The organism is Loktanella sp. DSM 29012 (assembly GCF_900110705.1).
In the GTDB taxonomy this organism is placed as follows: domain Bacteria; phylum Pseudomonadota; class Alphaproteobacteria; order Rhodobacterales; family Rhodobacteraceae; genus Loktanella; species Loktanella gaetbuli.
The window spans coordinates 311,703-334,423 of the sequence record NZ_FOEJ01000005.1 but is presented as its reverse complement, the minus strand read 5'-3'; the positions used below and the strand labels follow the sequence as shown (position 1 = coordinate 334,423).

Sequence of the window (22,721 nt, the reverse complement as noted above, 5' to 3'; positions counted from 1 at the left end):
TCTGTTTGCCCTGTGACCATAGTATGACGCTGGGTCACAAACGTTGTTCTCGGCACCCTCTGTCGGCAGGGGGCCGCACAAGTTAGACAGAGGCATGCGGATCATCGACAAAGCACTCAGCGACCGTGGGTCGACCTATGCTGTCTCCGGCGGGCCGGTGGACAGCGCGGACGCGGCCAAGGCCTTCGTCAAGGCACTGTGCCGGAACAAGAAATTTGCCAAGGCCACGCATAACACCTGGGCCGTGCTGCTGCCCGACGGCCCGCTGAAAAACGACGACGGCGAATCCGGCGCGGGGATGGTCATTCTGCGCATGCTGGAACGCGAAGGTCTGACCGGCCACATCATTGTCGTCACCCGCTGGTTCGGCGGCACAAAACTCGGCGGAGACCGCTTTCGCCGCGTCCAGGACGCGGTGCGGGTGTATCTGGACGATCTGGGGGCAGGGTAGGGTAAAAGCTGCCAAGACTGCGCTAACCTCACCCTTGATACGAACACGAGGGCAACGCCCGGACCTCGGGGCTGGTGCGAAGCGCCCTCCCATTGGGGGAGGTCCGGGCGCTGCCCGGCCTTGCCGGAAGGGACGTCGAAGCATCGTCACGACCCTGGGTCATGCCGGTGCCACATGTTGAGATCCACTCACTTCAGCCGGGGCAAGTACGCCGGCGACCTTTGATGAAGAAGGCGGCAACTAAGTTGCCAGCAGCCGTGTCAGGTCCGCCTGGTTTGTGGCTTTTCGCTCTTGGGTGAATGTTCTATCGGGCCGGAATGGCCCCCCACAAATCATACTCTCCCGCCTCATCCACGGTGACCTTGACCACATCACCGACCGACAACCCTGCGGTGCCTTCGTCGATGAAAAGGTTACCGTCGATCTCTGGTGCATCGGCCCAAGTGCGGCAGGTGGCGATGCCGTCGCTGTCGATGTCGTCGACGATGACCTCCAGCACTTTTCCAACCTTGGCCTGTAGTTTCGCCTCGGATATGGCCTGTGCTTTTGCCATAAACCGATCCCAGCGGTCCTGCTTGACCTCGGGCGCAACATGGTCGGGCAGGGCGTTTGACCGCGCCCCGGCGACGTTTTCGTATTGAAAACAGCCCACGCGGTCCAGTTGTGCCTCGTCCATCCAATCCAGCAGATGCTGGAATTCAGCCTCGGTTTCGCCCGGATACCCCACGATAAAGGTCGAGCGCAGGGTGATGTCAGGGCAGATCGCGCGCCAGGCGGCGATTTCCTCCAGCGTCTTGGATCCGGCGGCGGGACGGGCCATGCGGCGCAGCACGTCGGGGTGGGAATGCTGGAACGGGATATCCAGATAGGGCAGCACGCCGGACGCAGGATCGGCCATCAGCGGGATCATGTCGCGCACATGCGGATAGGGATAGACGTAGTGCAGCCGCACCCACGCCCCCAGCGTCCCCAGTTCCCGCGCCAGATCGGTGATGTGGCTGCGCACCTCGCCACCCTTCCACGGGTTGAGGTCGTATTTGCGGTCCAACCCGTAGGCGCTGGTGTCCTGTGAGATGACCAACAGCTCCTTCACCCCGGCTTCCACCAGTTTTTCAGCCTCGCGCAGCACGGCGTGGGCCGGACGTGACGCCAGTTTGCCGCGCATGTCGGGGATGATGCAGAACTTGCACTTGTGATTGCAGCCCTCGGAAATCTTGAGATAGCTGTAATGCCGTGGCGTCAGCGACACGCCGCGTGCGGGCAACAGGTCCACGAACGGATCGGGCGAGGGCGGCACGGCGGTATGGACCGCATCCAGCACCTGTTCGTATTGATGCGGCCCCGTCACGGCCAGGATGCTGGGGTGATGTTCGCGGATATAATCCGGCTCTGCCCCCAGACAGCCCGTCACGATGACCCGCCCGTTTTCGACCAATGCCTCGCCGATGGCCTCCAGGCTTTCGGCCTTGGCACTGTCGAGGAACCCGCAGGTGTTCACGATCACCGCCTCGGCCCCCGCATAATCCGACGAAATGGCGTAGCCTTCGGCGCGCAGACGCGTCAGGATGCGTTCACTGTCGACCAGCGCCTTGGGACAGCCCAGCGACACCATCCCGATCACGGGCTGGCCGGGGCGGCGGGTTTCTGTCAAGCGGGCGCGTGCGAGGTCGGGGCGGAGCTCTGGCGGGTTTTGTGTCATGGCGCGGCTATACGCTTGTCGGGCCAGTGCGAAAAGGGGGCGTGATGCCGGCAATGGTTTTTCCCACTGGACGGAGCCAAACCGCCGCGAGATGCGTTGGTGCGTCAGAATGGCGCAATGAAAAGGCTGAAACATGATTTCGATACTGCTGTGGGGCCTGACCGGGTTCGTCATCGTGATGACCATCGTGCCATTGCTGCGGATTTCGCACGGGTTCGTCCGGTCGGCCGATTTTCCGCGCCAGCAGGTGCTGCTGCTGCTGCTTGTTCTGATCCCCCTCGCCATCTGGTTGCAGCCAGAGGGGGCATTGTGGATGATTGCGGCGCTTGTGCTGTGCGGACTGAACCAAGGGTTCTACATTGGGCGCTATCTGCCGATCTGGCACACCCAATCAACGCGACCGGCCGTTCATGAGGCGATCGAACCGGGGCACACCATCAGCCTGATCGCCGCGAACGTGAAAAAATCGAACCGTGACTACGACCGGCTGATACAGCTGGTGCGCACGCACGAGCCGGATATCGTGACAGCGCTGGAAACCGACGCAGACTGGATCGAAGGTCTGTCCCCATTGGCCGACAGATACCCGCACGTCATGTCGCAACCCTATGACAACGGGTACGGCATGGCCATTTTCAGCAAATATGCGCTGGAAGAAGCGGCATTTCGCAACCTCGTTGTGGACGAGGTGCCGTCACTGCGCGCGCGCATCACGCTGCCGTCAGGGCAGGCGTTCCGCCTCTATGTCACGCATCCCGAACCGCCGGTGCCATATCAGTCGACCGAAGGGCGCGACGCAGAGCTGGGAGCCATCGGGATCGAGGTCAGCGACGATCCCCTGCCAGCCATCGTGACCGGCGATATGAACGACGTGGCCTGGTCGATCACGACCAAACGGTTTCAGAACGTGTCCGGCCTGCTGGACCCGCGCGTGGGGCGCGGGTTCTACAATACGTTTTCGGCACGCATGCCGCTGATGCGTTGGCCGCTGGACCACCTGTTTCATGACGCACGATTTCGACTGATCGACATGAAACGGTTGCCGGATATCAACTCCGACCACTATCCGATGTATTTCAAGCTGCTGTTGACACCGCAGGAAGCCGCCGAAAGCCGCCCCGAAGACGCGACATCCGAAGAGTTGAACGAGGTCGAGGAGATGGTCGACAGGGAACGCAGGTCCGACCGCGAAGCGATCGGCAGCAATTGGGAAGACGAGGACTAGGCGCGCTTTTCCTGCATCTTGCGGACGTTCGCCATGACCGCACGCAATGGCAGCAGGGGCAGGACCCAGTTCAGCGCAAACGACAGCTTGGGTTCGTTGATAACGTGCAACTTGCCGGCAACCATTGCGTCGTAGCCGAATTTTGCGACCTCTGCGGCGCTGGCCCCGCCGCCGCTGACCAGACCGGTGCCGCCCAGATCGGCGGCATCGGCAAACCCGGTTTCGACATAGCCCGGGGCCAGAACGGTCACCGTGACGCCCTTGCGGCGCAGTTCTTCGGCCAGCGCCAGCGAATAGCTGCGCACGAATGCCTTTGTCGCGAAATAGACCGCCTGTAGCGGACCGGGGATCATGCCTGCGGTGGACCCGACGTTCAGGATGCGCCCTTTGCCGCGTGCGGCCATATCGGCCCCGATGGCATGGCTCAGGGTCATCAGCGCCTTGACGTTGAGGTCGATCATCGCGTGCTCTGCTGCCAGATCACGTTCGATATGTGCGCCATGCCCGCCAAAGCCTGCGTTGTTGATCAGCACCTCTACCTGGGCGTCACCAACCTGCGACAGCAGCGCCTGCGCGCCACCGTCCGCACCCAGATCAACCGGGATCACCTGCACGCTGACCGCATGGGCCTGTTCCAGCTCGGCCTTCAGGGCCGCCAGCTTGTCCGCGCTGCGGGCCGTGATGATCAGATCGCCACCCTTGCTGGCGTGATACCGGGCAAATTCCATCCCGATACCCGAAGAGGCTCCGGTGATCAGTGCAAGGTTCGGCATGTGCTGTCCTTTCGCGTCTGTTGGCTGTCGCGGGCATGGCAGATATATGCTGCACTGCGGAAAAACCTAGGCTCCGCCGACCTCAAGTGCGCGCAAAATGAAAAAGGGCCGCGCAGGATCTCTCCGGCACGGCCCTCGATTGCTTTTCCACTTGGCTTAGCGACGGCGGTCGCGGCGCGATGACATGGGCTGGAACGCAACGCCGACATGGGCCTCGCAATAGGGTTTGCCAGCTTGCGATGGCAGCCCGCAGAACCAGAAATCCTGTGTCGCAGGGTCCCCAACCGGCCATTTGCACGTCTTTTCGGTCAGATCCATCAGGCCGATCTTGCGCGCTGTTTTTTCAACTTCATTCACCTTGGCCAAAGCTTCGGGCGAAATCTCGTTTGCGCTGGGCTGCGGCGGCAGCGGCTGGCCTGCGGGAATGATCGCGCGGCGGGCGGCGGAAATCGGGATACCGTTTTCGTCCAGTTCCTCGACCTCTTCTTCCTCGGCAGTCTTTTTCGTCTTGGGGGGCGGAGCAGCCGATTTGGTCATCATCTCGGGTTTTTCCTCCGCCGGCGCTGTTTCGGCAACGGGTGCCGGTGCGGCTTCGGTTTCGGCGGGTGCGGCAGCAGCCGACCCCGCGCGGTTTGACAGGCCCAGACGGTGGACCTTGCCGATCACGGCGTTGCGGGTCACGGCGCCCAATTCCTTGGCGATCACGCTGGCCGACTGGCCTTCGCCCCACATCCGTTTCAGCGTCTCGACACGTTCGTCTGTCCAGGACATCGGCTTTCCTTGCTTCACTGCATGCGGCAGGCACGGTCGCGTGACCGTGCCTGCGCTCTTTTTCAGGTTGTCCCTATTCTAAGCATGCCAGCGGCGGATACAACCACGCCGACCCGTCAAATGCGGACACTGGCCAATTCAGCCCAACTCGCTATGTCTGTCCCCGACGCAAAGGAGACCGCCATGACCCCATCGACCCCACCGACCCAGATGGGTGTGCGCCGCTTCGGCCGCTGGAATACCCAAGGGACGCTGACCCTCGCAGGGCGCGAGGTGCGCCGTTTCATGAATGTCTGGTCACAGACGGTTATGGCACCGCTGATCAACGCGGGCCTGTTGCTGATGATCTTTACCATCGCCATCGGGCCACAGCGCGGCGACGTGATGGGCGTGCCGTTCATGACGTTCCTGGCACCCGGAATCCTGATCATGACGGTGATTCAGAACGCATTCGCCAATACTTCTTCCAGCCTCGCCAGCGCAAAGGTGGGTGGCAATATCGTTGATACGCTCATGCCGCCGCTGTCCGCGCTGGAGTTGTTGATCGGCTATCTGGCGGGCGCCTTGGCGCGCGGATTGATCGTGGCCTTCGTCATTGCGCTGGGGTCGTGGATCTTTCTTGGCGTGGCGGTGCAAAACGTGCTCTGGGTGCTGACATTCGTGACCCTGGGGTCGTTATTCATGGGCGGTCTGGGCATGATCGCCGGTATTTTCGCCAACAAGTTCGACCAGCTGTCCGCCATTTCCAACTTCCTCGTCACCCCGCTGTCGTTCTTGTCAGGCACGTTCTACAGTATCGAGGCATTGCCAAGCCCGCTTCAGGCTGCATCCCATGCCAACCCGTTTTTCTACATCATCGACGGGGTGCGCTACGGGATGATCGGCGTCTCCGACAGCTCGCCCTGGTTGGGTCTGGTAATCGTGCTGGTGGCCAACGTGGCCGTTCTGGGGCTGGTCTGGCGCTGGCTCGACCGTGGATACCGGCTCAAGGCCTGATAGGGCTTGCCCCTGCGTCACGCGCCGTTTAAACGCCCCGCATGACAATGCGCACATCAGTCTTGATCCGACGCCGACGCTGACCTGCGTCCGCTGCTGCTCGTCTGTCCTAACCCCCTGAAAAATCGTTGACCTGCCTGCGCTGCTTCGGCATCAAACGGGCTTTGACGCGTCCCATAGGAATGATCCCATGATCCCATCCGTCCTGCCGACCTATAACCGCGCACCTTTTGCCTTTCAAAAGGGCGAGGGCACCTGGCTGATCGCGGACGACGGGCGCCGATTTCTGGACCTGGGTGCCGGTATTGCGGTCAACGCCTTGGGGCATGCACATCCCGCGTTGGTCGCTGCACTGACCGATCAGGCGCAGGCGCTGTGGCATACCTCGAACCTGTACCAGATCCCGGCGCAACAGGCGCTGGCCGACAAGCTTGTCGCGCATACGTTTGCCGACACGGCGTTTTTCACCAATTCCGGCACCGAATCCTGCGAACTCGCCGTGAAAATGGCGCGCAAACACTTTTACGACGCGGGCCAGCCCGACCGGACCGATATCATCACCTTTTCGGGCAGCTTTCATGGCCGGTCCTCTGCCGGTATCGCCGCGGCCGGCTCGGACAAGATGACCAAGGGCTTCGGCCCGTTGTTGCCCGGTTTCGTGCACCTGGACTTCGGTGACCATGACGCGCTGACTGCGGCGGCCGCGTCGCCTACCGTCTGCGCCATCCTGGTCGAACCCGTTCAAGGCGAAGGCGGGATCCGTCCCGTGCCTGACCAATGCCTCAAGGGGTTGCGCGATCTGGCCGATGCACACGGCCTGCTGTTGATTTTTGACGAAGTGCAATGCGGTGTGGGCCGCACAGGCAAGCTGTTTGCCCATGAATGGTCCGGCATCACCCCGGACATCATGATGGTGGCCAAGGGCATCGGCGGCGGTTTCCCCCTCGGGGCCGTGCTGGCGACCGAGCGGGCCGCCTCCGGCATGACCGCAGGCACCCATGGATCGACCTACGGCGGCAACCCGCTGGGCTGCGCCGTCGGCAACGCCGTCATGGACATCATCGCGGACCCTGCCTTTCTGGCCGAGGTCAACCGCAAGGCAGGCCTGCTGCGTCAAAAGCTCGAGGGCCTTGTCGCCAGCCACCCCGACGTGTTCGAGGGCGTGCGTGGTGCGGGCCTCATGTTGGGCCTCAAATGCAAGGCCGCGAACACCGACATCGTTCAGGCAGGCTATGCGCAGGACATCCTGACCGTGCCCGCCGCCGACAACGTCATCCGCCTGCTGCCACCACTGACGATCACCGACGACGAAATCGCACAGGCCATCGACCGGTTGGACGCCGCCGCCGCGACTGTCGCGCATCATCTTGCCTGAAATACTCCACGGGGGTCCGGGGGTGTGAAACCCCCGGCCTCCGCCCGCCAAGGACACGACAATGACCCATTTTCTCGACCTTCACGTGACACCTGCTGCTGATCTGCGGGTCATCATCGACGACGCCATGCGGATGAAACAGGCCCGCAACGGTCATCCCAAGGGACGCCCCGACGCGGAACAGCCGTTGCAGGATCACATTGTCGCGCTGATCTTTGAAAAACCCTCCACCCGGACCCGCGTCAGTTTCGACGTGGGCGTGCGGCAGATGGGTGGGCAGACCATGGTTCTGTCGGGGGCCGACATGCAGTTGGGCCACGGCGAGACGATCGCCGACACGGCGCGGGTGCTCTCGCGCTACGTCGATCTCATCATGATCCGCACATTCGAGGAGGCGACGCTGCTGGAAATGGCGGAATATGCCACCGTGCCGGTGATCAACGGGCTGACCAACCGCACGCACCCCTGCCAGATCATGGCCGACATCATGACGTTCGAGGAACACCGCGGCCCGATCAAGGGCCGCAAGGTCGTCTGGTCCGGCGACGGCAACAATGTCTTTGCCAGCTTTGCCCATGCCGCCAAGCAATTCGATTTCGAGTTGGTCTTCACCGGTCCTGCTCCGCTGGATCCCGAACCGGCACTCAGCGGGTTGTATACTATCGAACGCGACCCAGCGCGCGCGGTGCAGGGGGCGGATCTGGTGGTGACCGATACCTGGGTCAGCATGCACGATCCTGCCTCGGCGCGCGAACGCCGCCACAACCAGTTGCGTGGCTATCAGGTCAATGATGCGCTCATGGCGCAGGCCAATCCCGACGCGTTGTTCATGCATTGCCTGCCTGCCCACCGCGACGACGAGGTGACCAGCAGCGTGATGGATGGCCCGCATTCCGTGATTTTCGACGAGGCTGAAAATCGCCTGCATGCCCAAAAGGCAATCATGCGGTACTGCCTGCAAGGCTGACGCGTCAAAGTGCCTTGAGCGCCTTGCGAAATCCCTTGTCCGATAGAAGCTTGGCGGCCTTTGACAGGCTGACCCAGCGTCTGTCGCGGCGCTTGTGTTCGGGGTATTTGCGGGCTGTTTCGCGCACGCGAATGGCATAGACCTTGATCTTGGCGGGGACCTGGCGGCCATCGCTGAACCGCTTTGCGCCCACGAACTTGGCCACGGGCTTGCTGGTGACGGATCCTTTCCGTACGCCGGCTTCTTCCCAGGCTTCCTGCATGGCGGCCTCGGCGTCGGTCAGTCCATCGATCGGCCAGCCCTTCGGCAGGATCCAGCGCCCGCGTGACGACGTGACCAAGAGCACTTCACGTCCTTTCTCACCCTTGCGATGACACAGGGCCGCAACCTGCGTTACGGTGTCGGGCGCAATCGCAGTCGGATCAGAAAATTTCGTTTCAGCGGTCACTGCGCTCAATCTCGGTCATTTTTCTACATTATTGACGTCTAACGTAGTGGTTTGGCGTAAAATAGCAACTAACGCTTGCGCGGCTTTGCGCGCAACGTGGGATCCGCCTCTCTGGGATCTTCTGGCCAGGGATGGCGCGGATAGCGCCCGCGCATGTCACGTCGCACGTCCGCATAGGAGGTTTCCCAGAACCCGGGCAAGTCCTGCGTGGTCTGTACGGGTTTATGTCCGGGCGACAGCAATGTGACGCGCAGCGGTGTCTTGCCAACGGTTGGATGTGTTGTCTGACCGAACATTTCCTGAATGCGCAGGGTGATTTCCGGAACCGTGCTATCGTAGTCGATGGGAATGCGCCGTCCCAACGGCGTGGTGAATGCTGGCGGCGCGGCCCTGTCCAGGGCCTGCATCTGGGTCCAGTCCAGCATGGCACGCAGCGGGTCCAGCAGATCGAAATCAGCCCAATCCTGCGTTGACCGCACGGTCCCCAGATGCGGCAACAGCCAATCATCCAGCGTCGCCATCAACGCGTCGTCGGACAGATCCGGCAGATCGATCCCGTCATCACGGACCAGCGCCACACGGGCGCGAAATCGTTGCGCTGCCCGACTGGGGCGCAGGCCCAACTGGCGCACCCCGTCCAGCATCGCGGCGGCGATCGTCTCGGGCGGGGCATCATCCCAGCGCCTGTCATCCAGCACAATGGCCCCCAGACATTCCTGACGGCGTGCCAGAACGCGCCCGTCGCGACGCGACCAGACACAGGTATTGCGCCACTCAATACGATTGCCCAGCACAGCCCGCAGCGCAGCCTCGTCGATGCTGGCGGCCTGCCAGATCCGCGCCTCGCGCGGGTTGCCATCGGTATCGGTGACGACCAGCAGGCGCTGTCCGGCCATCGGGTCGCCCGGCTCCATCATGGCCCCCTTGCCACCCGACAGCAGATAGCGCGGGTCGTCGCCGGGCCTGCGCAACGCGATCCGGTCGGGATAGGCCAGCGCTGCCATCTGGCCCAGCGTCAGGGCTGGCCTCTGCGGTATGCCCTGCGCCAGACGTTTTGCCTCGGCCTTGATCTGGGCAAGTGCACCGCGGTCGGCGGCAGCCGGGACCGTACCACCGCCCAAGGCAGTCAGTCGCAGCGCCAGGTCGCAGCCAGCGCCGCGCAGCGGGTCGCGCGCTTCCAGCAGTGCGGCCAAAGGGGCGGCCTGCGCCCCCGCGAGGGTCAACATATGGCCCAGTCGCGGATGCACGGGCAGGGCGGCCAGCACCCGTCCGTGCGGCGTGATCCTGTCCTGCCCGTCCAACGCACCCAGATCACGCAAGAGCATACGCGCCTCGGTCAGCGCAACCTCTGGTGGCGGAGTGAGAAAGGCCAGGTCGTCAGTGCCCCAAAGTGCGAGATCCAGCGCCAGCCCGGTCAAGTCAGCGGCCGCGATTTCGGGTGGGGCAAAGGCGGGCAGGGCGCCGTGTTCGCCTTGTGTCCACAAACGATAGGCCGTGCCTGCCGCGACCCGCCCGGCGCGGCCGGCACGCTGATCCGCCTCGGCCCGCGAGGCCCGTTCCGTGACCAGACGCGACATGCCCGATCCGGGATCAAATCGTGCGCGGCGCGCGCGGCCTGCATCCACCACGACGCGGATGTCCTCGATTGTCAGTGACGTCTCGGAGATGGATGTGGACAACACGATCTTGCGCCCCGACGACACAGGTGCGATGGCCGCGCGTTGTTGCGCAAAGGGCAGTGCACCGTACAGCGGCCTGACGTCACAATCCGCAGGCAGGTGGCCCGCCAACGCGCTGGCGACCTGCCGTATCTCACCGGCACCGGGCAGAAACACCAGCACCCCGCCCGTGGTTTGCGGCACGACCTGTGCGATCAGGTCCGCAACCGCCTGCGGCAGTCGCACGCGGGGCCCCAGTGACCGGTCCAGATATTTGATATCCACCGGGTAGGTTCGGCCCTGTGCCGTGACAACGGGTGCGTCGTCCAGCATTGCCGCAACGGGTGCCGCGTCCAGCGTGGCGGACATCACGATCAGTCCCAGGTCCGGCCGCAGCGCGCCCTTGACCTCCCAGACAAGGGCCAGCCCCAGATCCGCCTGCAACGAGCGTTCGTGGAATTCGTCAAAGATCACGCAACCCACGCCGGGCAATTCGGGATCATCCTGCACCATGCGGGTCAGGATACCTTCGGTCACCACAAGGATGCGGCATCCGTTCCCGACCTTGGATTCGCCGCGCATGCGGTAGCCGACACGCTGGCCGACCTGCTCTCCCAGCTGCGCGGCCAAGCGTTCGGCCGCCGCCCGCACGGCCAGCCTACGGGGTTCCAACATGACGATCATGCCGTTGGTTGATCCCGATTCCAGAACCGCCAGCGGCACGCGGGTCGTCTTGCCGGCACCGGGCGGCGCTTGCAGGACAACGCGGCCGGTTGCACAAAGTGCGGCGGTCACGTCATCCAGCACATCATCAATAGGGAGCATCATCATCGCCCCGCATTTTCGCGAAAATGCGGACGGCCCATGATCTTTCGCGAAAAATCTGGCACCGCAGACGGAAAAACCCGACTGCACGGCAGCCGGGTTTCAGTCTTCATCGGTCGCAGCAAGGCTTATGCCGTTGCTTTTGCGATCTCTTTTTTGACTTTCAGCGCCTCGGGGGACAGCTCGGCTTCCTTGGCTTTGGCCATGAAGGCGTCCAGACCACCGCGGTGGTCGACCGTGCGCAGTGCAGCGCTGGACACGCGGAATTTGAACGAACGGCCCAGCGTGTCGGACATCAGCGTGACGTCCTGCAGGTTCGGCAGGAACCGACGACGGGTGCGGTTGTTCGCATGAGAGACGTTGTTGCCCGACATCGGGCCTTTTCCGGTCAGATCGCAACGGCGCGACATGGGCGTGTTCCTTCTTCTTCTTCGGTCCTGTCGGCGGCTGGGCGCGACTGGCCTGACATGGGGGCCACGCTGGGTGGCCGGATGGACAACAACCCCCAACGGCATGAGGGCATAAATTCAGTTCGCAGCGCCTACGGTGAATCGGTTATGCCGTCAACCCCTCAGCGCATCTGTGACGCCAGATCAGCGGCCTTTGCGCGGGCTTTTGCAGCAAGCGCGGGTCGGCGCACATCCAGTGCTGCGGCCAGCCGGGCCCAGTAGTCTGGCTGGCCACGACGGGCGGTGCGGTGATCCTGCAGCAAGGGACGCAGACCATCCTCGGGGTCAAGCAGCAACCCCGGAATGCGTCCGGCGCGCTTGACTGCGCGCAGCAGGCCCGAGGCCGGATGCCCAGCCCCCGTCAGACGCACAAGACGCAGGCCCGGGCAATGCACCTGTAGCGCACGTCCATGGGCCAGATCGGCCCCGTTCAATGGATCAAGCAGCAGATGTCCGGTCAGATCAGGATCGGCGCGTTGCGTCAGGTCACCCAGTGCCGGATCGAAACCGGCCGCCTCTTCGCGGTAGCGCCATTCGAATGGTGCATGGGCATGGCTGATCGAAACCTGAGGCGACACGGCCACGATCCTTTGAATACCCAAGGTGCGGCTGAACCTGACAGCACCATAACCGCCCATCGAAAACCCGATGCCCAAAACGGCATCGTATTGCGCGGAGACACCGTCCAGCGCGCGCTCCAATGCTGTCGTGTCACGATTGATGAACCAGTCGTTCGCGGAGGTGGCGATCATCAGCTGATCGTATCCTGCATCCAGAAACCGCTGGTTTGGCGTCATGTCCGTGAACCCGCGACGCCCGATCACGCGCCAATCGAACGTCACGATCAGATCGGCAGCACCTGTCTGCATCAGGTCTGCGCGCAGATGCGTTCCGCTGAACAGGCGGGTGACAGTCACCGGCGATCCAGCGGGGCGAGGGCGGCACGGGCCGCGGCCGCGGGGGTCAGCCGACCGGCGGCCACATCGTTTTCAAGCCTGGTCAGTCGGTCGCGCAGTTCTGCGTCATGGGTCAGCAGCGCCATCATTTCTGAGCGTAATTCCTGCTGGAACCAGTGCCGGGCCTGAGCGGCGCGCGTCGTGTCCCAATGCCCGGTCGCGCGGCGCCAGTCCGACAGGGCCTGCATCTCGTCCCAGGCTTGTGTCAGACCCGACTGATCCAGGGCCGAGACGGTCAGCGCCTTTGGAAAGCCGTCGGCGTCGCCCGCACGTTTGCGCATCAGCCGCAGCGCGCCTGCATAGTCGGCACAGGTGCGGCTTGCCTGCGCGCGCAGATCGCCGTCGGCCTTGTTGACCAATACCAGGTCGGCGATTTCCATGATGCCGCGTTTTACGCCCTGCAATTCATCGCCGCCTGCCGGGGCCAGCAGCAGGACGAACAGGTCCGTCATCTGCGCGACCACGGTTTCGGATTGGCCGACACCCACTGTTTCGACCAGCACGATGTCGAAACCAGCTGCCTCGCACAGGCGGATTGCCTCGCGCGTGCGGCGCGCCACGCCACCCAGATGGGTCTGGCTGGGCGATGGCCGGATGAATGCGCGCGGGTCGCGGCTGAGGTGATCCATTCGCGTCTTGTCCCCCAGGATCGATCCGCCCGACCTGGCCGAGGATGGATCGACCGCGAGAACCGCGACCCGCAAATCCTGCGCCGTCAGCATCAGGCCGAAACTTTCGATGAATGTGGATTTTCCCACGCCCGGTGTGCCCGATAACCCGATGCGCAGGGCCTGACGGTCGGACCCGACCGCATCCAGCAGCGCCAGGGCCTGATCGCGGTGGTCGGGCTTGCCGCTTTCGATCAGGGTGATCGCACGGGCCAGCGCGCGTCTGTCGCCTGCACGCAACGCCTGAGCCATGGCGGGAATGTCGGTCATTGCTTCTCCTGTCGGGGTCGGCTGCGCCGATCGGAGGCGCTGCCTCCGAACCTCCGGGATATTTCTAGCCAGAAGAAGCCCGAACCGCCAGCGCCTTGCCTAGCGGCACTGACGTTGTGCGGTATCGGTAAAGGCCCGGTAGCGGAGCCAGAACGCCTCGTCACCGGCATTGTCGGACTGGCGGGTGTCCTGCGCGCGCTGTGGATCCTCAAAGAAGGTGGCGGCCAGTTTCTGGTCGCGCCCCGACAAATTCAGGTTCGCCGTGCGCTGAACGCAGGAACACAGGGCCGGATTGGCGGCTGATCGGCCTGATGCCATGCAGGCCTTGCCCAGCTCGCCGCGCACACCAGCGCCACATGAATTCAAAACGATGAGGGCCATGCCCAGAAAGAGAAACCGCATGAGACTGCCTGTTCTTGTGTGGCGTGCCCGGTTTTCCGGTGTCATCGCCTTACTGCCGTGAGCCAACTATGCCAGCGGCCTTGCCGTCTTGCAATGCTGGATGCGGATGCGGGTCACGCTGCCAGATCGCAATCGCGTGAAGCGCCGGGCCTATTTGCGCGCGACGAGGATAGTCGCACCTTCTGGTCCGGCCTCTTCGGCATGGGGAATGTTGGCGGGCAGAATGACGATGTCACCGGGATCGTAGGCGGGCGACCCTTCGGCTGTATTCAGGATGAAACGGCCACTGATCACGTAGACGAAGGAGGTTTGATCGTGGGTATGCGTCTCGCGCCGGGTATCGGGTGCGATACTGACCTCTTGGGGTGGGCCATAGTCTTGGGATCGGGCGATGTCGCGGTAGTCGTCTTCGGTCATGGAATGCATCCTGCACTGGTTTCCGGGGTTCCAAGACTAGCGCTGCTGCCGGTCCTGACCAGCCCCGATGCCACGCATCGGGCCAAGGGACTGCGGCCCTTTGGCCCCTTGCAAAATCGCGGCGTCCGCGCCATTGACAGACGCTAATTCAGACCTCCGGGGCCCGACATGACCGAACTCTCGCATATCCGCAATTTCTCGATCGTGGCGCATATCGACCACGGAAAATCGACCCTGGCCGACCGGTTGATCCAGTCCACCGGCACCGTTGCCGACCGCGACATGAAGGCACAGATGCTGGACAGCATGGATATCGAGCGTGAGCGCGGCATCACCATCAAGGCACAGACCGTGCGGATCGACTATACCGCCGACAACGGCGAAACCTATGTGCTGAACCTGATCGACACCCCCGGTCACGTCGATTTCGCCTACGAGGTGTCCCGGTCCATGCGCGCCGTCGAAGGATCGTTGCTGGTCGTCGACAGCACCCAAGGGGTCGAGGCGCAAACCCTCGCCAATGTCTATCACGCCATCGAGGCCGACCACGAGATCGTCCCCGTCCTGAACAAGATCGACCTGCCCGCGTCCGAATGCGACCGCGTGGCCGAACAGATCGAGGACGTGATCGGCATCGACGCAAGCGAGGCGATCCGCGTCAGCGCCAAAACCGGCGTCGGCATCAAGGAAACGCTCGAGGCGATCGTGCACAGGCTGCCCGCCCCCAAGGGCGACCGCGCGGCCCCGCTCAAGGCCATGCTGGTGGACAGCTGGTACGACGCCTACCTGGGCGTCGTGGTGCTGATCCGCGTCATCGACGGCACGATCAAGGTCAAGGACCGGGTGCGGTTCATGCAGAACGACACCGTCCACCTAATCGACCGTCTGGGCGTGTTCAAACCCGGCATGCTGCCCGTCGACGAGTTGGGCCCCGGCGAAATCGGCTTTTTCACCGCCCAGATCAAAGAGGTGCGCGACACCCGCGTCGGCGACACGATCACCAACGAACGCAAGGGCACCGACAAACCGCTGCCCGGCTTTAAACCCGCGCAACCCGTGGTGTTCTGTGGTCTGTTCCCGGTGGATTCCTCTGAATTCGAGGACCTGCGTAACGCGATCGACAAACTGGCGCTGAACGATGCGAGCTTCAGCTTCGAGATGGAAACCTCTGCCGCCCTCGGCTTTGGTTTCCGCTGCGGCTTCCTCGGGCTCTTGCACCTCGAGGTCATTCGCGACCGGATCGAGCGTGAGTATAATATCGACCTGATCACCACCGCCCCCTCGGTCGTCTATCACGTCTACATGAAGGACGGCACGCAGCAGGACCTGCACAACCCCGCCGACATGCCCGACCTGACCCACGTCGACCATGTCGAAGAGCCGCGGATCAAGGCGACGATCCTGGTGCCCGACGAATACCTCGGCGACGTTCTGAAACTGTGCCAGGACCGCCGCGGCGTGCAGCTGGACCTGACCTATGCGGGCAGCCGCGCGATGGTCGTCTATGACCTGCCGCTGAACGAGGTGGTGTTCGACTTCTACGACCGCCTGAAATCCGTGACCAAGGGCTATGCGTCATTCGACTATGCCATGACGGGGTATCAAGAGGACAGCCTGGTCAAGATGTCTGTGCTGGTGAACGACGAACCCGTGGACGCCCTGTCCATGATGGTCCACCGCGACCGCGCCGAAATGCGGGGCCGCGCGATGGTCGAAAAGCTCAAGGACCTGATCCCCCGTCACATGTTCAAAATCCCGATCCAGGCGGCCATCGGCGGCAAGGTCATCGCGAGAGAGACCCTGTCCGCCCTGCGCAAGGACGTGACGGCCAAATGCTACGGCGGAGACGCCTCGCGCAAGCGCAAGCTGCTGGATAAGCAAAAGGCCGGTAAGAAGAAGATGCGGCAGTTCGGGAAGGTCGATATTCCGCAGGAAGCCTTCATCAGCGCACTGAAAATGGACAGCTGAAAGCTAACCATTTTCGGCGCGGATGCAGGCAGTGCGGGAAAGCGAATGGCGCAGCCAATCGCAGCCGGCACCCGGTTGCTGTTCTTGGTGCGACGCTCCATTAGATACTCAGTCTAATTTCTGTATCATGTTAAGCTTTCTAAGAGGGTGCAATTCGGGTATCAACTTGACAATGCGTGAGGATGGATCAGAGGCTAAGGTAGTAAGCACCTTAAAGCACAGTTACTTTCCAGCTTTTGACTGGGAGGCATTGAAGGCAATATTAGATAATAGAATTATCGCATCAACTAATATCTGGGTTTTCCTTCTACCTGCACTAATGGTCATAACTGAAAAATTTCCGGTAGAGTTGTCTTTGTTTCCCTTCGGATCACAATCGCCGCTCATCATCACCTTGGAAGTGCCTTATAATTTCTTCCTGCTTTACTTTGCTGCAATAGCGTTTTTCTTGGCCCGTTTGCTTTACATATTAAGATGCCCACAGTTTCTTAGGCAATACGGAACGGCTACAGCTGCAATCAACAGTGGAGTGACTGCTGAAGTTATACGGGAGCGGGCAAAAGATTTTTTGATAGACTATCAGAAAACGCAGATCCACCAGCTAAGTGAAGAGTTCAAGAAGATAGAGTTTTTACTGAAAGTACTGCTTCCTGCAGGAAAAAATGTAAAGGAGGCTCTCTCCTCTGGAAAATTTTCAGACCTTGGTTCAATATCTTACGAAAACTCGGTGCGTGAAAATCCCGGCGAAGGCACTTATGTGGTTACCGATCCCACGCTGCCGGATAGTAATACCGAAACGATAAGTAATGTGTCGATTGCATTTTCAAGTGGTCCAAAGAAGCAAATCACAAGTCTTTTGGCATTCAGGCAGTTGGAGTTGCAAAATATCTCTAGGCGTTCTGCAAGATTAGCCTCATCTGCATTGGTTTCGGTGGGTTTTGTTTTTGTAGCACTTCCTCTCTTACAGGGCTTTCTTGCGGTTTTGTTGGCGTTTCTCGCCAAGTGAACATCTAATTCGAAGGACTCAACCATGAACCTCACCTTCCTCGGCCTCGGCGTCATGGGCTACCCCATGGCGGGCCACCTCGCCAAGCACCACGACGTCACCGTCTACAACCGCACCGCCTCCAAGGCCGAGGCCTGGGTCGCGGAACACGGCGGCGCCATGGCCAGCACCCCCGAACAGGCGGCACAGGGGGCGGATATCGTCTTTGCCTGCGTGGGCAACGACGACGACCTGCGCGGCGTCACCACGGGCGCGGGCGGCGCGTTCCACGGGATGAAGGACGGCGCGCTGTTCGTTGACCACACTACGGTCAGCGCGGCGGTCACCCGCGAACTTTATGATGCGGCACGGGCACGCGGCCTGCACTTTGTCGACGCGCCCATCAGCGGCGGGCAGGCGGGGGCCGAAAACGGCCAGCTCTCCATCATGTGCGGCGGCGACCAGGACGCCTACGACCGCGCCGAACCCGTCATGAACATCTACGCCAAGCTCTGCCGTCGCATCGGCGACAGCGGCGCGGGCCAGACCACCAAGATGTGCAACCAGATCGCCATCGCGGGCCTCGTCCAGGGTCTGTCAGAGGCGCTGCATTTCGCGCAAAAGGCAGGCCTCGACGGCGAGGCCGTGGTCGAGGTCATCAGCCAGGGTGCCGCCGGGTCCTGGCAGATGCAAAACCGCTATAAAACCATGCTCGCCGACCAATACGACCACGGGTTCGCCGTGGACTGGATGCGCAAGGATCTGGGCATCGTGCTGGAAAACGCCAACGCCATCGGTGCCAGCCTGCCTGTCACGGCATTGGTCGATCAGTTCTACAAGGACGTCCAGAGAATGGGCGGTGGCCGCTGGGACACCTCGTCCTTGCTCAAACGTCTGCGCGACTGACCGCATCATCTTGCCGAAAATACTCCGGGGGAGGCGCAGCGGGGGGCAGCGCCCCCTACCTGCGCCGCAACCCGCGCAACCCCCCGGAAATCAGCAGCGACACCTCGTACAGCACCCGCGCCGCCTGTAGCTGCCCGGGCGAGGCGAGGTAATTCGGCTCCCACACCGGGTCGAATTTCTGCTTGAAAGACCGCAGTCCCTCAAAGTGATAGAACCGCGCACCGTGGGTATAGATGAACCCGCCGACACGGTTCCAGACGGGGGCGTGGGCCCGGTTTTCCAACCCGGCCAGCGGTGCTGCCCCCAATGAGAACCAGTCGAATTCCCGGTCGCGTCCCCACAGCATCATATCGGCGAACAGCCCGTCCATCGCGGCGGGCGTCGTCGCGGGATCATAGCGCATCAGGTCGATCCCCAGCTCGCTGCCGTCCGCGGCCTGCAACAGGTTGGCGAATGACGCGATCCGCCCTGTCTCGGCATGTCGCAGCACCGCAATATCGAAATGGCACAGGAAATCCGGATCAAACGCCCCCAGGGCAAAGTTCTTTTCCGCGCCCCCTTTCAGCGCCAGCCAGGCATCCGACACAATTCGCAACGCCGCGATATGCCCGTTGACCTGCGCTGCCGGAATGACATCGAACACATAGCCGTCGCGCGCGGCACGGCTCTTGGCATGGCGCCAGTCCTTGCGTTTGGGGCCATCAAGGGTGAACTCCGCCAGGGGAACCCGTGCGATTTCCCCGATCTTGACCACCTGCAACCCCATGTCGAGGTAGGCCGTCAGATAGTCGGTCTGCACGGCATAGAACGCGCAGGTCCGGCCCATCCGGTCGGCCATGTCGCGCAGGTCCCAGATCAACGCGTCGCCTGCCGTGCGATCGCCGATGGGGTCGCCCTTGGCGATCAGGCTGCGTCCAGTGTCGGCATAGGCGATCGCGGCCTCGCCCTGCGGTGCGATCAGGAACCGCTTGTCGCCGGTCAACGCCATGGCGCTGTCGGTCTGGCTGCTTTGCGCCACGAGGTGCCTGACAGTATCTGGGATGGGCTGCGGCGGCAGGCGGGTGCCCGCGCGGCTGATCAACGCGTTCAGCGACACCGCCGCCAGCACCACCGCGACCACTACGGTTGCCCGCAGGAATCGCGGCGCATCACCGCCCCAGGCGAACTGCCACCACAGATCTTGGGAATAGGCGACATTTCGGTAGGCAAAGAACCCGATCCACGTGATCCCCGCAAACAACAGGACCACCGTGATCACCCAGCGCGCATTCAGGTGCAGCGCAGACCCCAGCCCAACCCGATAGAACGCGTCTCGGAATGACCACAGCACGACGATGGCCAGGGTCAGGGCGATCATCGCCTCGTATTCGATCCCGCGCAGCAGTGACGCGACCAGACCGGCCGACAGCAGTGCCATCGCGATCAGCCATGCCCGTCGCATCCTGCGGTACAGTCCCCGTGCGACGATCAGCAGCATGACGCCCGCGACGGATGACAGCAGGTGCGATGTCTCGATCAGCGCAAGCGGCAGTATGTCCTGAAGAACCTCCATCCGTTTGGCCGTGGTGGGCAGGTCGCCCGACAGCAGCAGCGCAGCACCTGACAGCAGCGCGACAGCGGCCATCAGCACCGGCACGATGGGGCGCATGGCCCGGCGCAGTGTCTGTGCAGCCGCCCCCGCCATGGTGCGGTTGGCCAGCGTCCAGGCCAACGCAAGACCCAAGGCCGCAATCGTAAATGGCAGCAGTGTGTAAATCAGGCGATACACCAACAGGGCGGCCAGCAGGTCGGGCCTGCCGGTGCCACCGAGTGCTGCGATGATCGTGGCCTCGAACACGCCCAGACCGCCCGGCGCATTGCTGACGAAACCCAGCCCCAGTGCGCCGATGAAAATGATGAAGAAATAGACAAAATTGCCAGCCAGATCAGCGGGCATCAGGAAATACAACGTCAGTGCCGTGGCGACCAGATCGACCAGCGCAATGACCATCAGGGTCAAGCCGCGCGTGGTTTTTGGCAGCGGTGTCGACAGCCGCCCGATCCGCAATTCGCGTCCACCCGGCCAGGTCCAGATATACAGTCCGACCACACCGGTCAGGATCAGGATACCCAGAATGGTTTCGGGCAGGCGCGGCAGAACGATGACCTGGCTCATGCCCGTGGGATGGAATGTGAACATCAGGCCCAGCAGCGTCAGCAGGCCCAATGCAAAGGCGATCCAGCTGGTCGCGATCAATCGCGCGACCGCCGCGATATCCACCCCGAATGCCGCGTAGATCCGGTATCGGATTGCGCCACCCGTCAGCCAGGAAAACCCCAGCAGGTTGGAAATCGCCATGGAACTGACCCCTGTCAGAACCGGCACCCAGCCCGGCATATCGGGCGTTTTCATGCCCCGCAGGATCACGGGATCATAAAGCGCAAGCGCGACATAGCTGGCCACCATCGCGCAGGTCGACAGCGCGATGGCAGTCCAGGGATAGCTGCGGACAGCGGCGATCAGTTCGGCCGGCGCGATTTCGCGGCTCAGGTCGCGCAAGACGGCAAGCGCGATCAGCATGATCGTCAGGGGAATGGCCATCCGCAACAGCGGATGCGACAGGATGGCGGACAACCGACCTTGGTCTGATGGGGCGTCTGACATCACATGTTTGGCCTTTTGGTCAGGAAAACGGGCCCGCGCCGCATTGGCGCAGGCCCGTCAGAGGTCATTGCGACCGATCAGCGTTTGCTGCGGTAGCAGGCGGCAAAGATAATGGTAGCCGTCAGCGCATAGACCAGATTGACGCCAAGGATGATCGACCAGGGGGCCTGTGCCGCAAAGACATAGACCGCCAGAACCGACGGCAGCACCGTCAGCAGAACCAATCCTGCGACAAATGCCACCGTGCCGCCGATCCGGTGGAACAGCGGGATCAGCAGCAGCGCCACCACGACGGCAACGGCGTTGCGTCCGAACGAGATGATCAGCGGCATCACGTCAGCACCGGAAATGATGTTGACGGCAATGGCATTGACGACGGTGCCGATAATGCCGGCAATGATGGCAACAACGAAGCTACGGGTCAGGGACATGCGGATTCTTTCGTAAGGTCAGACAAGGGCGAAGGCCGTATGCGGCCGTTACAGGTTGGACTGCACCTGCCGGGTTTCCTGCGTGATGGTTGCACCCGTCACGCTCAGATCCTGACCAACACCAGCGATGGTGTTGCAGGCGGACAAGGCCGCAAAGGTGGCGAGAGCAAGGATAAGAGGCAGTGGACGTGTCATGGTTTTCTCCGGTCAGACATGATTCGATTGTATTGTTAAACTAAAACGAACGGATTGCCCGGCAACGCAGAGTCAAAACGTGACCCCCGAATACAGGGCGATATTGGCATAGGGCGTGGTTTCGCCGGTGCGCACCAGTACGCGGGCCGACTGCGTGGCACGCTTGAAATCCGTATGCGGCACACAGGCAGGCGGGCAGGGGGCCAAATCCTGCAATGCGGGGCTGGCCTCGGTTGCCATCAGGCAGCGCTCGACTTCCAGTTCGGTCAGGATTGCGGCCAGCACGTCCGCAAAACGGGGCAGACCCGCCACGACGGCCAGATCGATCACCGGCAGATGTGCCGGCAGCGGCAGGCCCGCGTCGGCTACGACCAGACAATCGCCATGTCCCATCTGTGCGATGGCGCGTGACAGTTCCGCGTTGAGGATTCCCGTTTTCTTCATGGCTGATCCAAAAAGTCGCGCACGGCGGTTTCCACCGCGCGGGGTTGTTCGGCGTGCAGCCAGTGGCCTGCATCCGCGATGGTCTGCGTGTGCGCCCGCGGAAACAATGCCGCGATAATCGTGGCGTGGTCCGCGGTGACGTAATCCGAATTGGCCCCCCGCAGCATCAGCACCGGTCCGTCGAATTGGGCGTCTACCTCTGGCCAGCCAGTGATATGCCCCATGTCGGCGGCCAGCGTATCCAGGTTCAGGTCCCAGCGCTTGTCGCGCAGGTTCAGGCTTTGCAGCAGAAACGGGATCACGGCGGGGTCGATGTCCATCTGGTCGGCCGCGTCCTTGCGCGTGGTCACGTTAGACAGATCGACGCCGCGCATTGCATCCAGCGGGCCGAATTGGTCATGGGCATAGGCGACGGGTGCGATATCAGCGACGATCAGGCGGCGCACCAATGCGGGCTGTGTCAGTGCCAGCATCATCGCGGCCTTGCCGCCCATCGAATGTCCCATGACGTCAGCGGGACCGTCTTGCGCGGCAATGACCTCTGCCAGATCCTCGGCCATCTCGGGATAGCGGTGCGTATCGCTGTGAAAACTGTCTCCGTGGTTGCGCATGTCTACCGCGATGACCCGCCGCGTGTCGGCCAGCCGTTTGGCGATCACACCCCAGTTGCGGGCCGATCCGAACAACCCGTGCGCGATCAGCAACGCGGGTTTGTCCGTGGCGGTGCCGGTGACGACGGTATTGAGCATGTGGCCTCCTCGTGACAGGCGCGCAGGGCCGCGATCTGACCGCTTGAGA

At 62.4% G+C, this 22,721-nt stretch carries 23 protein-coding genes; 8 read left to right on the top strand and 15 right to left on the bottom strand.

Annotated elements, in window-relative coordinates:
* Nucleotides 1-94 precede the first annotated feature (94 nt).
* A complete protein-coding gene (locus BMX27_RS13430) occupies nucleotides 95-451 on the top strand; it encodes a YigZ family protein (protein ID WP_090160317.1) in 357 nt (118 codons plus the stop codon).
* Between the two features lie 304 nt (nucleotides 452-755).
* Here the strand turns inward: BMX27_RS13430 and rimO are convergent, their stop codons facing one another.
* Nucleotides 756-2,150, bottom strand: coding sequence for a 30S ribosomal protein S12 methylthiotransferase RimO (gene rimO, locus BMX27_RS13425; RefSeq protein WP_090160316.1), 1,395 nt, complete (start codon nucleotides 2,148-2,150; stop codon nucleotides 756-758).
* A 133-nt stretch (nucleotides 2,151-2,283) separates the two neighbouring features.
* On the opposite strand from rimO, the gene BMX27_RS13420 reads away from it, so the two are divergent.
* Nucleotides 2,284-3,375, top strand: coding sequence for an endonuclease/exonuclease/phosphatase family protein (locus BMX27_RS13420; RefSeq protein WP_090160315.1), 1,092 nt, complete (start codon nucleotides 2,284-2,286; stop codon nucleotides 3,373-3,375).
* Here the strand turns inward: BMX27_RS13420 and BMX27_RS13415 are convergent.
* Both BMX27_RS13415 and BMX27_RS13410 read right to left on the bottom strand, forming a co-directional pair.
* Nucleotides 3,372-4,148 carry an SDR family NAD(P)-dependent oxidoreductase gene (locus tag BMX27_RS13415; protein ID WP_090160314.1) on the bottom strand — a complete coding sequence of 259 codons (777 nt, stop codon included), beginning with the start codon at nucleotides 4,146-4,148 and terminating at the stop codon, nucleotides 3,372-3,374. The two genes, BMX27_RS13420 and BMX27_RS13415, sit on opposite strands and share 4 nt — an antisense overlap.
* A gap of 156 nt (nucleotides 4,149-4,304) precedes the next feature.
* Nucleotides 4,305-4,919, bottom strand: a complete 615-nt coding sequence (locus BMX27_RS13410) for a GcrA family cell cycle regulator (RefSeq protein WP_090160313.1) — start codon at nucleotides 4,917-4,919, stop codon at nucleotides 4,305-4,307.
* A 183-nt stretch (nucleotides 4,920-5,102) separates the two neighbouring features.
* Between BMX27_RS13410 and BMX27_RS13405 the strand changes: the two genes are divergently transcribed.
* The 3 genes from BMX27_RS13405 to argF all read left to right on the top strand — a co-directional run bounded on the left by BMX27_RS13405 (nucleotide 5,103) and on the right by argF (nucleotide 8,257).
* On the top strand, nucleotides 5,103-5,915 hold the full coding sequence (locus tag BMX27_RS13405) for an ABC transporter permease (protein ID WP_256212530.1): 813 nt from the start codon (nucleotides 5,103-5,105) through the stop codon (nucleotides 5,913-5,915).
* Between the two features lie 190 nt (nucleotides 5,916-6,105).
* Complete coding sequence (locus BMX27_RS13400; protein ID WP_090160312.1) at nucleotides 6,106-7,290, top strand: aspartate aminotransferase family protein; 1,185 nt, start codon at nucleotides 6,106-6,108, stop codon at nucleotides 7,288-7,290.
* 61 nt (nucleotides 7,291-7,351) lie between these two features.
* Nucleotides 7,352-8,257, top strand: a complete 906-nt coding sequence (gene argF, locus BMX27_RS13395) for an ornithine carbamoyltransferase (RefSeq protein WP_090160311.1) — start codon at nucleotides 7,352-7,354, stop codon at nucleotides 8,255-8,257.
* A 4-nt stretch (nucleotides 8,258-8,261) separates the two neighbouring features.
* Here argF and BMX27_RS13390 read toward each other — a convergent pair whose 3' ends face one another.
* The 7 genes from BMX27_RS13390 to BMX27_RS13360 form a co-directional block, all read right to left on the bottom strand.
* Entirely contained in the window at nucleotides 8,262-8,705 is a 444-nt protein-coding gene (locus BMX27_RS13390) for an NUDIX hydrolase (RefSeq protein ID WP_090160471.1), read from the bottom strand.
* 68 nt (nucleotides 8,706-8,773) lie between these two features.
* Nucleotides 8,774-11,194 (bottom strand): ATP-dependent helicase HrpB, encoded by a 2,421-nt coding sequence (gene hrpB, locus BMX27_RS13385; RefSeq protein ID WP_090160310.1) that lies wholly within the window; start codon nucleotides 11,192-11,194, stop codon nucleotides 8,774-8,776.
* Nucleotides 11,195-11,316: 122 nt separating this feature from the next.
* A complete protein-coding gene (gene rpmB / locus BMX27_RS13380; protein ID WP_083484380.1) occupies nucleotides 11,317-11,598 on the bottom strand; it encodes a 50S ribosomal protein L28 in 282 nt (93 codons plus the stop codon).
* A gap of 161 nt (nucleotides 11,599-11,759) precedes the next feature.
* Nucleotides 11,760-12,554: a hypothetical protein gene (locus BMX27_RS13375; RefSeq protein WP_090160309.1), complete on the bottom strand. Its 795-nt coding sequence runs from the start codon at nucleotides 12,552-12,554 to the stop codon at nucleotides 11,760-11,762.
* Nucleotides 12,551-13,531, bottom strand: coding sequence for a methylmalonyl Co-A mutase-associated GTPase MeaB (gene meaB, locus BMX27_RS13370; RefSeq protein ID WP_090160308.1), 981 nt, complete (start codon nucleotides 13,529-13,531; stop codon nucleotides 12,551-12,553). Before meaB ends, BMX27_RS13375 begins: the two co-directional genes overlap by 4 nt.
* Before the next feature lie 99 nt (nucleotides 13,532-13,630).
* Complete coding sequence (locus BMX27_RS13365; protein ID WP_090160307.1) at nucleotides 13,631-13,933, bottom strand: arginine transporter; 303 nt, start codon at nucleotides 13,931-13,933, stop codon at nucleotides 13,631-13,633.
* Nucleotides 13,934-14,083: 150 nt separating this feature from the next.
* A complete protein-coding gene (locus tag BMX27_RS13360; RefSeq protein ID WP_177172724.1) occupies nucleotides 14,084-14,350 on the bottom strand; it encodes a cupin domain-containing protein in 267 nt (88 codons plus the stop codon).
* Between the two features lie 168 nt (nucleotides 14,351-14,518).
* Between BMX27_RS13360 and lepA the strand changes: the two genes are divergently transcribed.
* From lepA to BMX27_RS13345, 3 genes are all read left to right on the top strand, one after another.
* A complete protein-coding gene (gene lepA, locus BMX27_RS13355) occupies nucleotides 14,519-16,318 on the top strand; it encodes a translation elongation factor 4 (RefSeq protein ID WP_090160305.1) in 1,800 nt (599 codons plus the stop codon).
* A 166-nt stretch (nucleotides 16,319-16,484) separates the two neighbouring features.
* Nucleotides 16,485-17,324 (top strand): hypothetical protein, encoded by an 840-nt coding sequence (locus tag BMX27_RS13350; protein WP_143056828.1) that lies wholly within the window; start codon nucleotides 16,485-16,487, stop codon nucleotides 17,322-17,324.
* 24 nt (nucleotides 17,325-17,348) lie between these two features.
* Nucleotides 17,349-18,209: an NAD(P)-dependent oxidoreductase gene (locus BMX27_RS13345; protein ID WP_090160303.1), complete on the top strand. Its 861-nt coding sequence runs from the start codon at nucleotides 17,349-17,351 to the stop codon at nucleotides 18,207-18,209.
* A 55-nt stretch (nucleotides 18,210-18,264) separates the two neighbouring features.
* Here BMX27_RS13345 and mprF read toward each other — a convergent pair whose 3' ends face one another.
* From mprF to BMX27_RS13325, 5 genes are all read right to left on the bottom strand, one after another.
* Nucleotides 18,265-20,853 (bottom strand): bifunctional lysylphosphatidylglycerol flippase/synthetase MprF, encoded by a 2,589-nt coding sequence (gene mprF / locus BMX27_RS13340; protein WP_090160302.1) that lies wholly within the window; start codon nucleotides 20,851-20,853, stop codon nucleotides 18,265-18,267.
* Nucleotides 20,854-20,930: 77 nt separating this feature from the next.
* The gene (locus tag BMX27_RS13335) at nucleotides 20,931-21,284 is read right to left on the bottom strand and encodes a hypothetical protein (protein WP_090160301.1); all 354 of its coding nucleotides are present in this window, start codon (nucleotides 21,282-21,284) and stop codon (nucleotides 20,931-20,933) included.
* Nucleotides 21,285-21,332: 48 nt separating this feature from the next.
* Entirely contained in the window at nucleotides 21,333-21,479 is a 147-nt protein-coding gene (locus tag BMX27_RS16750) for an entericidin EcnAB (protein WP_143056827.1), read from the bottom strand.
* A gap of 72 nt (nucleotides 21,480-21,551) precedes the next feature.
* Entirely contained in the window at nucleotides 21,552-21,923 is a 372-nt protein-coding gene (gene rbsD, locus BMX27_RS13330; RefSeq protein WP_090160300.1) for a D-ribose pyranase, read from the bottom strand.
* Nucleotides 21,920-22,672 carry an alpha/beta fold hydrolase gene (locus BMX27_RS13325; RefSeq protein WP_090160299.1) on the bottom strand — a complete coding sequence of 251 codons (753 nt, stop codon included), beginning with the start codon at nucleotides 22,670-22,672 and terminating at the stop codon, nucleotides 21,920-21,922. Before BMX27_RS13325 ends, rbsD begins: the two co-directional genes overlap by 4 nt.
* Nucleotides 22,673-22,721 lie beyond the last annotated feature (49 nt).